Raw genomic sequence first — 14,333 nt, 5'->3', positions numbered from 1 at the left:
TTACTGATGTGACATTTGGTTCTCCTGTGAATCGCCCCGCCGCGAGAGAGCCAGCGCATGCCCGAGAAGAAGAGCCGTTTCGTCCTGCTGTGCCAGCAGGCCCTCGCCTGTGCTGTGGTGGTGCTCGTGGCCGCTCCGGCAGTGGGTGTGGGCTCCCTGGAGCTGGTCGGGCCACCCCAGGGCGGGGCCCCCTCGGCCGCGCCCGCCGCCGGGGCCGCGGGGGCCAGCGCCGCGGGGTCGCTGGTGGCCGCCGACCCGGTCCGGCCCTCGGTGACCGAGATCCCGCTGACGGCCGCGGCGCCGGCCGAGCAGGGGCGCGAGACGCTGACCCGCAACGCGACCGCGCTGCGCGCGGCCGCGCCGCAGAAGGACGGGCAGGCGGCGCTGTCGGTCCCCGAGACGGTGCACGGCTACGCCACCGTCGGCGTCACCTGGGCCACCGGCCAGCAGTACGCCGACGACGACATCACGGTCTCGGTCCGCAGCCTGGCGGACGGCGTCTGGTCGCCGTGGCAGGAGATCGCCTACGACGCGGAGCACGGGCCCGACCCGGGCAGCCCGGAGGCCGCGCACCAGCGCTTCGGCACCGATGCCGTCGTGGTCGGTGACGTCGACGACGTACAGGTCAAGGCGGTGACGCCGGACGGTTCGCTGCCCGCCGACATGAAGCTCGCGATCGTGGACCCCGGGCAGCCGGCCGCGCTCACCCGCGAGCAGCCCGCCATCGACACGGCCGAGCTGCCCGAGGGGGACCTGGCGCCGATGTCGGCCACCACCACGCCCACCGGAGCCAGCGCCACGAGCGCCGCCGCAGACGTGACCGACCCGACCCAGCCGGCCGAGCCCGCCGACCCGCTGCCCGGCGACCTGGACCTGGCCGGCACCCCGGTCGACGTGACCCCGAAACCGCAGATCTTCTCCCGCGCCCAGTGGGGGGCCGACGAGCGGCTGCGGGACAAGAGCTCGCTGCGCTACTTCGAGGTGCATGCCGGTTTCGTCCACCACACGGTGAACGCCAACAACTACACCGAGGACCAGGTGCCCTCGATCATCCGCGGCATCTACGCCTACCACACGCAGTCCAAGGGCTGGAGCGACATCGGCTACAACTTCCTCGTCGACCGGTTCGGCCGGATCTGGGAGGGCCGGTACGGCGGTGTGGACCGGCCGGTCGTCGGCGCGCACACCCTGAACTACAACGACTACGCGTTCGCGATGTCCTCGATCGGGAACTTCGAGACCGCCCAGCCGAGCGCGGCGCTGCTCGACGCCTACGGCCGGCTGTTCGCCTGGAAGCTCAGCCTGCACGGCGTGGACGCGGGCTCCACCCGCCAGGTGGTCGGCGACCGGACCCTGCCGGCGATCAACGGTCACCGTGACGTCGGCCAGACCGCCTGCCCCGGCAAGTACCTCTACGCCAAGATCCCCACGATCCGGGCCAAGGCCGACGCCTACCAGCACCCGTTCACCCCGCGTCAGCGCGACGCCGACGTCTCCGGCAACCGGTGGCCCGACCTGGTCGTCCGGAACGCGACGACCCAGCAGCTGGCCATCGTGCAGACCGGGGGACAGGTCGGGTTCGAGGCGCCGACCAGCGGTCCCACGCTGTCCGGGACCGACCTGGTGACAGCCAGCAAGGACCTCACCGGTGACGGCCGGGCCGACGTGCTGGCCCGCGACGCCTCGACGAAGAGTGCCGTGCTGCTGCCCGGCACCGGGACCGGCAGCTTCGGAGCGGCCGTGCGCACCACGAACCGGTTCGCGGCGCTGGACCAGCTGGTCGCCGTCGGCGACCTGAATCAGGACGGCAAGAACGACGTGATCGGCCGGCAGGGTGTCGACCACCGGCTGCTGCTGTTCCGCGGCCTGGGCGACGGCCGCTGGATGCGGACCCAGGTGCTGGCCGAGGACTGGTCGGGCTACGACCTGACCGCTGCCGCCGGAGACCTGGACCGCAACGGAACCGCCGACCTGCTCGCCCGCGACACCGACGGCCGGCTCTGGCTGGTGCCCGGCACCGGCAAGGGCGCCCTCGGGACCCGGGTGGCGCTCCCCGGCACCTGGACCAGCGTCTCGCTGATCGCCGGTCTGGGCGACGTGACCAACGACGGACGCGCCGACCTGGTCGCCCGCAAGAAGGACGGTCAGCTGTGGATCTACCCCGGCACCGGCACCGGCACCCTCTCGGGCCGGCTGGGTCCCTACTCCGGCTTCGCCGGCGTGGACACGCTCTCCTCACCGGGACAGGTGACGGGCAGCGCTCGCCACGACCTGGTCGGCCGGACCAGCGCCGGACGACTGGTGGTCTTCGCCAACCGGGGCACCACCAACGTGCGCCGCACGATCAGCAAGGGCCAGACCCTGACCGACACCAACCTGCTGCTCAGCGTGGGGGACTGGAACGGTGACGGCCGCAACGACCTGATGACCCGGCGTGCCTCGGACGGCGCGATGCTGTTCCGGGCCGGTGACGGCTCCAACCACTTCGCCGAGCCCGTGGTGGCCGGCACCGGCTGGGGCTCGATGCAGCTGCTGACCGCGGTCGGCGACATCACCGGGGACGGCTACCCGGACCTGATGGGCCAGCCCTCGGGAGGCTCGATGCGGATCTACCCCGGCAACGGAGCCTCCGGCTTCCGGCCAAGCTACGCGGCGTACGCCGGCATCAGTGCCAGCCGCCAGGTCGGTGCCGGCCTGTGGGACGGCGACGGCTCGCCGGACAGCATCCTGCGGCGCTCGGACGGCAGCCTGTGGATGTATCCCGGCAACGGCCCCGGCGGGCTGACCGGCGGCCAGAAGGTCGGCGGCGGGTCCAACCGCTACGACTGGATGGTCGGCGCAGGAGACGTCGACGGCGACGGGCGCCCCGACGTGATCGGCCGGGAGGCGGCGACCGGCGACCTGTGGCTGCTGCCCGGCGCCAGCGGCGGCAAGGTGGACCGCCGCCGCTACATCGCCGGGGGCTTCAAGGGCTACGACCTCGCGGGCTGACCGCCCTCGCGCTCCCGCAGCACCGCGGTGGCGCGCTCGGTCTCGGCACGGTGGGCCCACCCCGACTCGTCGGGGTGGGCCACCCACACCGTCCCGCCGCCGTGCAGGAGCGGCGCGAGCAGGGTGGCCAGACCGCGACGGGTGGTGGGCGGCACGTCGGTGAGCAGCCGGCCGCCGGCGCTCACCAGCCCGTCCGAGGCGGCCTCGGTGAACAGCTCGGCCTGCGTCCGGGTCCCGTGCGCGTCCTCCCAGGCCGGGTCGTCGCCGGCCGGGGCGTCGAGCGCGGCGAACGCGTCCGGCTGGCCCAGCACGACGGCTCCGTAGTCGACGACGCCGGTCGGCAGGGGATCGGTGAAGCGGGCGCCGAGCGGTCGCAGCGAGAGGGCGACCACCGGCACCCGGGTCGCGTGCGGGGCGCAGGTCTGCACGCCGGCGGGGCCGCAGACCAGGAGGTCCGCCTCGCCGGCCCGGGCGGTGTCGTCGGTGAGCCGTAGCCCGAGCGTCCAGGCGGCGCCGACCCAGACCGCGCCGAGCCAGTGCGCCGGCAGGTCGACGAGCGCCAGCGCGCCGCGCTCGAGATCGAGCTCGTCCTGGAGCAGCGAGGCCGTCTTGGCGACCCAGTTGGCGTACGTCGTCACCGAGAGCTCGATGCGCTCTCCGGTGGCGTCGTCGTAGAACGTGACCAGCGGCCGGGACGCGTCGCGGCGGAGCTGGTCGGCGAGGACGGAGGCGAACGTCGCGGTCGAGGTCGGCATGACGAGCAACTGTACGCACGTGGCAGGATCGCTCGCATGGATCCATCCCGTCACCATGCGGTCGAGGCGGTGATCGTGGCCGGTGGCTTCGGCACCCGACTGCTGCCGCTGACCGCCCGGCGCCCCAAGCACCTGCTGGAGGTCGGCGGCGTGCCGTTCCTCGAGCACCAGATCGGCCGGCTGGCCGAGGCCGGCGTCGAGCACGTCGTGCTGGCGACCTCCTACCGCGCCGACCTGTTCGAGCCGGTCCTCGGCGACGGCAGCCGGTGGAACCTCCGGCTCAGCTACGTGCAGGAGGAGGAGCCGCTGGGCACCGCGGGGGCGATCCGCAACGTGGCCGGCGCGCTCGGGACCGACCCCGAGAGCCCGGTGGTGATCCTCAACGGCGACATCCTCTCCGGCCATGACCTGGCCGCCCAGCTCGAGGACTTCGAGACCCCCCGCGACGGGCACCCCGTCGACGTCTCGCTGCACCTGGTGGAGGTCGAGGACGCGCGGCCCTTCGGCTGCGTGCCCACCGACGACGCCGGTCGGGTCACCGGCTTCACGGAGAAGTCCGACCACCCGGTGACCCGGCAGGTCAACGCGGGCTGCTACGTGTTCCGGCGCCGGGTGATCGACGCGATCCCGGCCGGCCGGGTGGTGTCGGTGGAGCGAGAGACCTTCCCGGAGCTCGTCGAGCAGGGCGCGCTCGTGGTCGGCTACGTCGAGAACTGCTACTGGCGCGACGTCGGCACTCCGGAAGCCTTGGTCGCGGCCTCCCGCGACCTGGTGCTCGGCCGGGTGGTCAGCCCCGCCAACGAGGCCGAGCCGGGCGGCGCGCACGTCGACGACGACGCCTCCGTCGACCCCTCCGCCACGGTCAGCGGCGGCACCTGCGTGAGCGCCGGGGTCCGGGTGGCGGCGGACGCGGTGGTGATCGGCAGCGTGCTGATGCCCGGGTGCGTCGTCGAGAAGGGCGTGCACCTGACCGCCTGCGTCCTCGGCCCCGGGTCCGTGGTGACCGCGGGGGTCGAGCTGACCGGGGTCACCGTCGGCGACGGCGCCGTGGTGAGCGTCGCGGTGGAGCCGGGGAGCCGCGTGGAGGCCGGCGCCGCACCGCCTCCCTGACCTGCGCGTTCCTCCCCGGGACCTGTCTTCCGGGTGCAGCATGGAGGGTATGCAAGAGGTCGAGGTCGATGCCATCCCGCTTGCCCGGCTGGAGACGCTGCTGGCGCCCGACCGGGTCGACCGGCTGCGGATGTACGCCGCCCGGGCCCGTGAGCTGCTCGCCGGCCGCGTGGTGTGGAACGTCAACGCCACGGCCCAGGGCGGCGGCGTCGCGGAGATGCTGCAGGCGTTGCTGGCCTATGCACGAGGCGCCCACACCGACACCCGCTGGCTGACCCTCAACGCCGACCCGGCCTTCTTCGCGATCACGAAACGGCTGCACAACCAGCTGCACGGCGCCCCCGGGGACGGCGGGGACCTGGGGGACGCCGAACGCGTGGTCTACGAGAAGGTGCTCGCGGAGAACCTCGAGTCGCTGCGCAGCCGGGTCCGGGCCGGCGACATCGTGCTCCTGCACGACCCGCAGACCGCCGGTCTGGTGGACGGGATCCGCCGGTCGGGGGCGTATGCGGTGTGGCGCTGCCACATCGGCCGTGACACCCCGCACCCGCTGGCCGACCGGGCCTGGGACTTCCTGCGCGACTACGTGGAGCCCGCCGACGCGGTGATCTTCTCCCGGGCGCAGTACCCACCTGCCTGGGTCTCGCGGGACCGGCTGTGGGTGATCCCGCCCTCGCTCGACCCGTTCACGGCCAAGAACGTGGGGATGGAGCCGGCCGTCGCCCAGGTGACCTTGCAGCGCGCCGGGCTGGTCGCCACCGGAGCCGTCGACGGCAGCCTCCGTTTCACCCGTCGGGACGGCAGCGACGGCTTCGTGCGAGAGCACTACGGGCTGCTGCGCGAGGGCGGTTCGATCCCAGGGACGGGCCAGGTCGTGCTCCAGGTCAGCCGCTGGGACCGGCTCAAGGACATGCAGGGGGTGATGATCGGCTTCGTCGAGCACCTCGACGAGCTGCCCGAGACCGCCCACCTGCTGCTGGCCGGTCCCGACGTCAGCGGGGTGACCGACGACCCCGAGGGCGCCGCGGTGCTCGCGGAGTGCCTGCACGCCTGGCGCGACCTGCCGGCGCCCGCCCGCTCCCGGGTCCACCTCGCCTGCCTCCCGATGGACGACATCGACGAGAACGCCTACCTCGTCAACGCCCTCCAGCGGCACGCATCGGTGGTCGTCCAGAAGAGCCTGGTGGAGGGGTTCGGCCTCACGGTCACCGAGCCGATGTGGAAGGGGCGGCCGGTGGTGGCCTCGGCGGTCGGCGGCATCCAGGACCAGATCGAGGACGGCGTCAGCGGCCTCCTGCTGCCGGACCCGAACGACCACGGCAGCTTCGGACGGGAGGTGAGCAAGGTGCTCCACGATGCGGAGCTCTCGGCCCGGCTGGGCACCGCCGCCCACTCGCGCGTGCAGGACCGCTTTCTCGGCGACCGGCACCTGATCCAGTACGTCGACCTCTTCGAGACGCTGATCGGCGCCTGAGCCGGTTCAGCCCAGGGCGGTGCTGAGCCACGCCGCGCCGCCGAGCACGGCCACGAAACGCAGCCAGCGACCGAGCAGGCCGAGTGTCAGGAAGAGCACCAGGTTCATCCGGAGCTGCCCGGCCAGCACCGAGACGATCGCGAAGGGCGGGAACCCGACCAGCGCGGAGGTGAACAGCAGCACGCCGGCGACCAGCGGGCGCTCCGCGGTGCGGTGCCGCCACAGCTCGAGCCGGGCCAGGTTCTTGGGCTTGTCCAGCCGCCGGCGGATCCAGCCCCACTGCAGCGAGCTGGCCCCGAGGTAGTACCAGACGACCTTGCCCACCATCTGGCCGGCGGCGGCCACCAGGCCCAGCCACCACATGTGCTGGACCGTGGACAGGCTGGCGCGCACGCCGAGGTAGGCCTCGATGTTGATCAGCGGCACCAGCGCGGAGGCGATGGCGACGAAGAAGAGCGCGATGGCCTCACGCACGGCGGGTCCCTCCGTGGGTCACGGTGAGCTCACGCCGGACGGCCGCACCGGTGGGCGCGACATCACATCGCGTTGGGCTCGGGCGAGTCGCTGTAGGGGTGGTCCTCGACGAACGTGGACACGACCTCGCCGCTCGGGGCGTCGCAGTACTTCCAGATGCCCTCCTGCGCCTTGCCCTGCTTCGCCGGGTCGCCGACCGACCAGTGGGTCAGCGCGATGTGGGCGCCGCCGGGGAAGGCCTTGCCGTCCTCCTTGGTCCAGGGGACGGCGATGAACTTGTCGGTCAGCTTGTCGCCCTCGAACTTCTTCGCGATCGCCTTCACCTCGGCGAGCGCACCGGAGTCGTCGGCGATGGTCTCGTCGTACCACAGCAGGTTGTAGCCGTGCTCCAGGTTGTGCACGAGGTAGGGAAGCTCGGGCCGGTCGCCGACCGAGAAGAACTTGCGGTCGAAGCCGGCGGTCTCGGGGTAGTGCGGCCCGAACGCGGGCGGGGCGTCCTGGTAGACGATGTCGCTGCCGACCTGGCGGTGGTCGTTGTTGCCCACGGCGGACTTGGTGATCTCGTCCTGGCAGCCCGCCTGGCCCGCGGAGGCGCCGATCGCCTCCAGGTCGGCGGCCGCGACCTTGTTCTGCTGCAGGAGCGGGTAGACGCCCATCCCGATGATCACCAGTGCGACCACCGAGCACACCGCGATGATCGCGTAGCTGCGCTTCTTCTCCGCACGCTTCTGCTCGCGGCGCATTTGCTCGACGACCGCTCGGCGGTCCTTGTCCTTGCTCGGCTTGGCCATGGGAGTCTCTCGGCTCGCTTCTGGTCGTTCGGTGCGCCCGGTGCTCAGGTCACGGGTGGGTGTGGGTCCGGGGCGAGTCTACGGAGTCGGCGGTCGCAACCTGAGCACCGTGGTCGGATCGTGACTCGGCACGACGCTCCAGCCGAGCGCGAAGACCGCCGCGTGCACCCGGGCCTCCCAGCGGCCGAGCTCGCGCGGCGCCAGTTCCGGCAGGGGTACGTCGACGTCGGTGCCGGCAGCGACGCCCGGCGCGCCGAGTGCCGCGAGGTGGACCAGCAGGTCGGCGGCGGGGGCTGCCCGGCCGAACCCGGCGCGGGCGGCGGGGTCCGCGCCCAGGGCTGCCAGCACGGCGTCGCGGGCGCCCAGCCCGAACATGTCCTGGTCCTCCTCGCGGACCAGGACGCGGGCGCCGGCGCCGTGCGCGCCGGCGGGCAGCACCCAGGCCGAGAGGCCCCGGAGCACCGCGGCGGGCCGCCGGGCCAGCTTGCCCTTGACCAGGTCCGCCGCGGCGGCGATCTCGTCGGCCACGGCGGGCGCGGTCACCACCAGCAGGTTGCCGTGCGGATCGTGCAGGCCGGCGTGGTCGTGGAGGACCGTCAGGCCGGCGGCCCCGATGGCGAGGTCGGTCTGCCCGTGCCGCCAGGCGCGCCCGGCGGTGTCCGTGACGACGACCGCGACGTTGCACCCGGTCCGCTCCAGCAGCGTGGCGCGCAGCCTCCGGGCGGAGGCGTCGGGGTCCTCGGGGAGCAGCAGCACGGTGCCGGGTGCGGTGTTGGAGGCGTCGATGCCGGCGCCGGCCATCACCAGCCCGTGCCGCGTGCGCACGATGGTGGTGGGGCCGCGGCGCGCGACGACCCGGGCGGTCTCGGCGTCGAGCGCGGCGGTCCGGTCGGTGTGGACCAGCCGGCCCTCGGCCTTGCTGACCACCTTGCTGGTGACGACCAGGACGTCGCCGTCCCGGAGGCCGTCGGAGCCCAGCGCGTCGAGCAGCAGCTGGGCGAGGTCGGCGCCGGGACGTACCTCGCCGACCCCGGTGACCGGGAGCACCGTGACGGCATCGGTCACGTGGGGCACCGTGACGGCATCGGTCACGTGGGGCGGAGTGACGGCATCGGTCATCGTTCGAGTCGGCCCGCGCCGGGGGACGGCTCGACGGCGAAGACGTGCGGTTCAGGCCAGTCGTGGTCGGCGAACGCCCGACGGCAGGCCTCGCCCACCGGCTCCGCGTCCTCCCGGCGGACCAGCGCGACCGCGCTGCCGCCGAAGCCGCCGCCGGTCATCCGGGCGCCGAGGGCGCCGGCGCCGGTGGCGGCCTCGACGGCGACGTCGAGCTCCTCGCAGCTGATCCGGAAGTCGTCGCGCAGCGACGCGTGGGAGGCGTCGAAGGTCCGGCCGAGCCCCGTCCAGTCGGCGTCGCGGAGCTGCCCGACGGCCTCGTGCACCCGGGCGTTCTCGGTGACGATGTGCCGGGCGCGGTGGCGCAGCGAATCCTCGGTGAGCGTCTGCACGTCGGCCAGGGTGGCGTCGCGCAGGGCGCGCACGCCGAGCGTCGCGGCGGCCCGCTCGCAGTCGCGGCGCACGGAGGCGTAGCCACCGCCGTCGCTGAGCGCGTGCGAGGCCCGGGTGTCGATCACCAGGAGGGTGAGCCCGGCACCGGCCAGGTCGGCGGGGACCTGCTCGATCTCCATGGTCCTGGTGTCGAGCAGCAGCACGTGGCCGGCGCGGCCGTGCAGGGAGGCGACCTGGTCCATCACGCCCGTCGGGGCACCGGCGTAGTCGTTCTCGGCCTTGCGGGCGAGGGCGGCGAGCCGGGTGCGGCCCAGGTCGAGCCCGAGCGTGTCGTCGAGGGCCACGGCGACCGCGATCTCCAGCGCGGCGGACGAGGAGAGGCCGGCTCCGAGCGGGACGTCGCCGTCGACCCAGATGTCGGCGCCGGGCACGTCGATGCCGTCCTCGGCCATCGCCCAGACCACACCGGCGACGTAGGAGGCCCAGCCGGACACGTCGCCCGGCGTGGTGGCCGTGGTGGTCTCGACGGCGAGCCCGGGGGAGTCCGACTGCGCCGACCAGAGCCGGAGCCTGCCGTCGTCGCGCAGGCGCAGCGCGCAGCGGGTGCGCTGCCCGATCGCGAACGGCAGCACCCAGCCGTCGTTGTAGTCGGTGTGCTCGCCCATGAGGTTGACCCGGCCGGGGGCGGCCCAGCCCCAGTCCGGCCGCTGCTGCGCCGCGGTCATCGAGTCTCCGTTCCGTCCGGCGCAGCCACCACCAGCTCGTCGACGTGCTCCGAGAGGTGCTGACGCGCGTCCCGGCTGAGTCCGGGGTCCGAGACCAGCACGTCGGCCTGGTCCAGGGGGGCGATCGTAGCGATGCCGACCACCCCCCACTTCGTGTGGTCCGCCACCACCACCAGGCGGCGGGCCGCCCGGATCAGCGCCCGGTTGGTCTCGGCCTCGAGGAAGTTCGGCGTGCTGAAGCCGGCCCGCACGTCCATCCCGTGGGTGCCGAGGAACACCGTGTCGAGGTTGATCGAGGCCAGGGAGCCGACGGCGACCGGCCCGACGAGCGCGTCGGAGGGGGTGCGCACTCCTCCGGTGAGCACGACCGTCTGGTCGGCGCGGCCCTGCTCGTGGAGCACCTCGGCGACCGGCGGGGAGTTGGTCACGACCGTCAGGCCGGGGACGTCGAGGAGCTCGTGGGCCAGCGTCCAGGTGGTGGTGCCGGCGGAGAGCCCGATCGCCTGGCCCGGCCGGACCAGCTGGGCGGCCGCGCGGGCGATGCCCCGCTTCTCCACCGGCTCCCGCCGGGACTTCTCGGCGAAGCCGGGCTCGTCGGTGCTGCCGGCCTGCGGCACCGTCGCCCCGCCGTGGACCTTGTCCAGCAACCCGCGGCGGGCCAGCGCATCGAGGTCCCGGCGGATGGTCATGTCGGAGACGCCGAAGCGGAGCACGAGGTCGGCGACCCGGGCGGCCCCGCTCTCACGCACCGTCTCCAGGATCAGCGCCTGCCGCTGCTGGGCGAGCACGTCAGCCGGCCCGGGCCTCGGTGCGGACGACCGCGACGCCCCCGGCGACCAGGGCGACGGCGCCGGTGACGGCGGTGCCGGACACCAGGTCCTCACCCGGCTCGGGGAGGGGGACCGAGACCTCCCCGTCGGTGTGGTTGAGCAGGAACAGGAAGCGGTGCTGCTCGTCCTGGCGTACGACGGCCTCCACTCCCGGCGGGACCGGCAGCGCAGCGGCGACACCGGCCTCGGCGCAGACGCGCCTGAGGAGGTCGGCGGTGGTCTGCGGGTCGGTCCGGACGGCGGCGTACCAGGCGACGCCGTCGCCGTACGCGTTGCGGGTCACGGCGGGAGCCCCGGGAACCGGGCCGTCCGCACAGGCGAGCACGGTCCGGGCCCCCTCGAGGTGGACGTCCTCGGTCCACACGTCGGCCGTGCCGGCGGTCGCGCCGTCCGGGTCGACGAGCCGCACGCTCTCCCCGGCCCGCAGCGGGCAGAACTCCTCCGACCGCACCCCGAGCACCTCGCGGAACGCACCGGGATAGCCGCCGAGCCGGACGTGGTCGTGCTCGTCGACGATGCCGCTGAAGTAGGTGACCAGCAGGTGGCCGCCGCCGCGGACGTAGTCGGTGAGCCGGGCGGCGTCCTCGTCGCTGACCAGGTGCAGAGTCGGTACGAGCGCCAGCGGGTAGCCGCTCAGGTCGGCTCCCGGGCGGACCACGTCGACGGTGAGGCCGGCGTCCATCAGCGCTCCGTGCAGCGCCTCCGCACGGTCGCGGTAGCGCACGTCGACCGACGGGTGCGCGGTGCCCTCGCACGCCCACCATGCCTGGTAGTCCACCACCAGCGCGACCTGGGACACCACCCTCGAGCCGCACACGGGGGCCAGCCTGCCCAGCAGGGCGCCCAGCTCGACGACCTCGCGCCAGAGCCGGCTGTCCGTGCCGGCGTGCGGGACCAGCGCGGAGTGGAACTTCTCGGCCCCGGCCCGCGAGGCGCGCCACTGGAAGAACAGGGCCCCGTCGGAGCCCCGGGCCACGTGCTGGAGGCTGTTGCGGATCGTCTGCCCGGGCCGCTTGGCCACGTTGCGCGGCTGCCAGTTCACCGCACTGGTGGAGTGCTCCATCAGCAGCCACGGCCGGCCGTCGGCCAGGCCTCGGGTGAGGTCGGCGCAGAAGGAGAGCTCCCGGTGCGCCCGGGGGTCGGCGGCGACCAGGTAGTGGTCGGTGCTGACCAGGTCGACCTCCTCGGCCCAGCGCCAGTAGTCCACGACCTCCCGGCCGGCCATGAAGTTCGTGGTCACCGGCACTCCAGGGGTGTGGTCGCGCAGGATCTCCCGCTCGGCGACGTGGTTGGCGAGGTGCTCGTCGGAGGAGAACCGCCGGAAGTCCAGGGCCTGCGTCGGGTTGCCGAAGGCTGGTGTGGCCCGGGGCGGCTGCACCTCCTCGAAGCAGGAGTAGCGCTGCGACCAGAAGCTCGTGCCCCAGGCCGCGTTCAGGGAGTCGATCTCGCCGTAGCGCTCCCGCAGCCAGTCACGGAAGGCGGTGGCGCTGATCTCGCAGAAGCAGGTCGGGACGTGGTCGGCGAACTCGTTGCCGACGTGCCACAGCCGCAGTGCCGGGTGGTCGCCGTGGCGCTGCGCGATCCGCTCGACGAGGGCGCGGGCGTGCTCGCGGTAGACCGGCGAGCTCGGGCAGTAGGCCTGCCGGCTGCCGAAGGAGAGCCGGGTACCGTCCGCACGCTGGGGGAGCACCTCGGGGTGCCGGTGGGAGAGCCACGGCGGGGGCGAGGCGGTCGCGGTGGCGAGGTCGACCGAGATGCCGCCGGCGTGCAGGAGATCCAGGATCCGGTGCAGCCAGTCGTGCGTGTGCACCCCCGGCTCGGGCTCGAGGTGCGCCCAGGAGAAGACCCCGACGGTGACCAGGTTGACCCCGGCCTCGCGCATCAGCGCGATGTCCTCGGGCCACACGTCCTCGGGCCACTGCTCGGGGTTGTAGTCGCCGCCGAACGACAGGGCGCCACCGGCCAGGGTGCGCGTCGGCGTCGAGGGGCCGGAGTACGGCGAAGGCATGGGGGCAGCCTGGTCCGGAGAGCGGCAAAAGTCAACAGAAACGAACATCGATCCCGCAGGACGATGTTCGCTTCGCGAGGCCGCCGGCGCCTGGCCCCGCTCCCGCGGCAGCCCCCGGCGGAGGGCGTGTCGACGGGTCTAGGCCAGTTGTAGCGCATTGGTAACGGTCCGCGTGGAGGGTTGACAGGGGGTGTGACGAGCACCACGATGGTCGATCATCCGATGTTGGGTCATGTGCGTACATGTTCAACTCGTCTGTTCGTTGTCGTCGACCCACCAGGTCCCGCAGCCCGCGGGCCGCCCTCCTGAGGAGCCCCCATGACGCGTCCCTCGTCCCCCCTGTGGACCCCCTCCCGCTCGCTCGCGCCGGCGGTCTCGTCCCCGTTCACCCGCCGGAGCCTGCTCCGCGGGATGATGGCCGGCGGTGCGCTCGCAGCGATCCCCGGGCTCGCCGGCTGCGGCGGCGACGACTCGAGCGGTGCAACAGGAGGCGGCACGGCCACCTCGCTGGGCTCCAACTTCTCCGACGAGGTCCCCCAGCAGGCGCTGAAGGACTCGATCGACGCCTTCATCAAGAAGTCGGGGATCAAGGTCGACGTGAACACCGTCGACCACGAGCAGTTCCAGGAGAACATCACCAGCTACCTGCAGGGTGGACCCCAGGACGTCTACGCCTGGTTCGCCGGCTACCGGATGAAGTTCTTCGCCGACCAGGGCTTCGCGGGTGACGTCTCCGACCTCTGGGCCGGCGACATGGGCGACGGCTTCACCGACGCCTTCAAGCAGGCCTCGACCGGCAACGACGGCAAGCAGTACTTCGTGCCCTTCTACTACTACCCGTGGGCGGTCTTCTACCGGAAGAGCCTCTTCGAGGAGAAGGGCTACACGATCCCGGAGACCATGGACGACCTGACCGCGCTCTGCCAGGAGATGCAGAAGGACGGCCTCGAGCCGATCGGGTTCGCCGACAAGGAGGGCTGGCCCGCCATGGGCACCTTCGACGTCCTCAACTTCCGGCAGAACGGCTACGACTTCCACGTCAGCCTGATGGCCGGGGAGGAGTCGTGGGAGAGCGACGAGGTCAAGTCGGTCTTCGAGACGTGGCGCTCGCTGATGCCCTACCACCAGAAGGACGCGCTGGCGCGTGACTGGCTGGACAGCGCGGCCGGCCTGCTGAACAAGAAGGTCGGCATGTACTACCTCGGCATGTTCGTCGGCCAGGCGTTCACCAAGCCCGAGGACCGCGACGACCTGGACTTCTTCGTCTTCCCCGCCCTCAACGAGGAGCACGGCACCGACACCATCGAGGCGCCGATCGACGGCTGGATGATGTCGCCGAAGCCGGAGGACGAGAAGGCGGCCAAGCAGCTGCTCGCCTGGTTCGGCAGCGGCGAGGGCCAGGACGCCTACCTCAAGAGCGACCCCAACAACGTGGCGGCCAGCAGCGACGCGGACACGTCGGGCTACAACGCGCTGCAGAAGAAGGCCGCCGAGCTGGTCGGTGCCTCCGCGAACATCACCCAGTTCCTCGACCGCGACACCCGGCCCGACTTCGCCTCCACCGTCATGATCCCGTCGCTGCAGAAGTTCATCGGCAGCCCCGAGGACATCGACGGGCTCTGCAGCTCCATCGAGGAGCAGAAGAAGTCGATCTTCGGCTGAGAGG

The 14,333-nt window shown here is 72.9% G+C and carries 11 protein-coding genes; 4 read left to right on the top strand and 7 right to left on the bottom strand.

Annotated features, from left to right (window positions below):
• The first annotated feature begins 57 nt into the window (after nt 1-57).
• Nucleotides 58-2,991 (top strand): FG-GAP-like repeat-containing protein, encoded by a 2,934-nt coding sequence (locus H9L09_RS04220; RefSeq protein ID WP_187579478.1) that lies wholly within the window; start codon nt 58-60, stop codon nt 2,989-2,991.
• Here H9L09_RS04220 and H9L09_RS04215 read toward each other — a convergent pair.
• Nucleotides 2,973-3,746: a TIGR03089 family protein gene (locus H9L09_RS04215; protein ID WP_187579477.1), complete on the bottom strand. Its 774-nt coding sequence runs from the start codon at nt 3,744-3,746 to the stop codon at nt 2,973-2,975. The two genes, H9L09_RS04220 and H9L09_RS04215, sit on opposite strands and share 19 nt — an antisense overlap.
• Nucleotides 3,747-3,782: 36 nt before the next feature.
• Here H9L09_RS04215 and H9L09_RS04210 point away from each other — a divergent pair, with 36 nt between their 5' ends.
• The gene (locus H9L09_RS04210; protein ID WP_187579476.1) at nt 3,783-4,856 is read left to right on the top strand and encodes a nucleotidyltransferase family protein; all 1,074 of its coding nucleotides are present in this window, start codon (nt 3,783-3,785) and stop codon (nt 4,854-4,856) included.
• Between the two features lie 49 nt (nt 4,857-4,905).
• A complete protein-coding gene (locus tag H9L09_RS04205; protein WP_187579475.1) occupies nt 4,906-6,330 on the top strand; it encodes a glycosyltransferase in 1,425 nt (474 codons plus the stop codon).
• Between the two features lie 6 nt (nt 6,331-6,336).
• On the opposite strand, the gene H9L09_RS04200 is transcribed toward H9L09_RS04205, so the two are convergent.
• The 6 genes from H9L09_RS04200 to H9L09_RS04175 form a co-directional block, all read right to left on the bottom strand.
• Nucleotides 6,337-6,804, bottom strand: coding sequence for a VTT domain-containing protein (locus H9L09_RS04200; protein WP_246456258.1), 468 nt, complete (start codon nt 6,802-6,804; stop codon nt 6,337-6,339).
• 62 nt (nt 6,805-6,866) lie between these two features.
• The gene (locus H9L09_RS04195; RefSeq protein WP_187579474.1) at nt 6,867-7,595 is read right to left on the bottom strand and encodes a DUF3105 domain-containing protein; all 729 of its coding nucleotides are present in this window, start codon (nt 7,593-7,595) and stop codon (nt 6,867-6,869) included.
• A 78-nt stretch (nt 7,596-7,673) separates the two neighbouring features.
• The gene (locus H9L09_RS04190; RefSeq protein WP_246456257.1) at nt 7,674-8,660 is read right to left on the bottom strand and encodes a coenzyme F420-0:L-glutamate ligase; all 987 of its coding nucleotides are present in this window, start codon (nt 8,658-8,660) and stop codon (nt 7,674-7,676) included.
• A gap of 50 nt (nt 8,661-8,710) precedes the next feature.
• Nucleotides 8,711-9,829 carry a galactokinase gene (galK, locus tag H9L09_RS04185; RefSeq protein ID WP_187579472.1) on the bottom strand — a complete coding sequence of 373 codons (1,119 nt, stop codon included), beginning with the start codon at nt 9,827-9,829 and terminating at the stop codon, nt 8,711-8,713.
• Entirely contained in the window at nt 9,826-10,617 is a 792-nt protein-coding gene (locus H9L09_RS04180) for a DeoR/GlpR family DNA-binding transcription regulator (protein ID WP_187579471.1), read from the bottom strand. The genes galK and H9L09_RS04180 overlap by 4 nt, the downstream gene beginning before the upstream one ends.
• A 1-nt stretch (nt 10,618) precedes the next feature.
• A complete protein-coding gene (locus tag H9L09_RS04175; protein ID WP_187579470.1) occupies nt 10,619-12,667 on the bottom strand; it encodes a beta-galactosidase in 2,049 nt (682 codons plus the stop codon).
• A gap of 318 nt (nt 12,668-12,985) precedes the next feature.
• On the opposite strand from H9L09_RS04175, the gene H9L09_RS04170 reads away from it, so the two are divergent.
• Nucleotides 12,986-14,329, top strand: a complete 1,344-nt coding sequence (locus tag H9L09_RS04170) for an ABC transporter substrate-binding protein (RefSeq protein ID WP_187579469.1) — start codon at nt 12,986-12,988, stop codon at nt 14,327-14,329.
• Nucleotides 14,330-14,333 lie beyond the last annotated feature (4 nt).

The organism is Nocardioides mesophilus (assembly GCF_014395785.1).
Lineage (GTDB): Bacteria > Actinomycetota > Actinomycetes > Propionibacteriales > Nocardioidaceae > Nocardioides_B > Nocardioides_B mesophilus.
This window is presented reverse-complemented; position numbering and strand designations above follow the sequence as displayed.

Coding starts and splice junctions, on each gene's coding strand:
- H9L09_RS04220 (WP_187579478.1), top strand. CDS start 58: ATGCCCGAGAAGAAGAGCCGTTTCGTCCTGCTGTGCCAGCAGGCCCTC.
- H9L09_RS04215 (WP_187579477.1), bottom strand. CDS start 3,746: ATGCCGACCTCGACCGCGACGTTCGCCTCCGTCCTCGCCGACCAGCTC.
- H9L09_RS04210 (WP_187579476.1), top strand. CDS start 3,783: ATGGATCCATCCCGTCACCATGCGGTCGAGGCGGTGATCGTGGCCGGT.
- H9L09_RS04205 (WP_187579475.1), top strand. CDS start 4,906: ATGCAAGAGGTCGAGGTCGATGCCATCCCGCTTGCCCGGCTGGAGACG.
- H9L09_RS04195 (WP_187579474.1), bottom strand. CDS start 7,595: ATGGCCAAGCCGAGCAAGGACAAGGACCGCCGAGCGGTCGTCGAGCAA.
- galK (WP_187579472.1), bottom strand. CDS start 9,829: ATGACCGCGGCGCAGCAGCGGCCGGACTGGGGCTGGGCCGCCCCCGGC.
- H9L09_RS04175 (WP_187579470.1), bottom strand. CDS start 12,667: ATGCCTTCGCCGTACTCCGGCCCCTCGACGCCGACGCGCACCCTGGCC.
- H9L09_RS04170 (WP_187579469.1), top strand. CDS start 12,986: ATGACGCGTCCCTCGTCCCCCCTGTGGACCCCCTCCCGCTCGCTCGCG.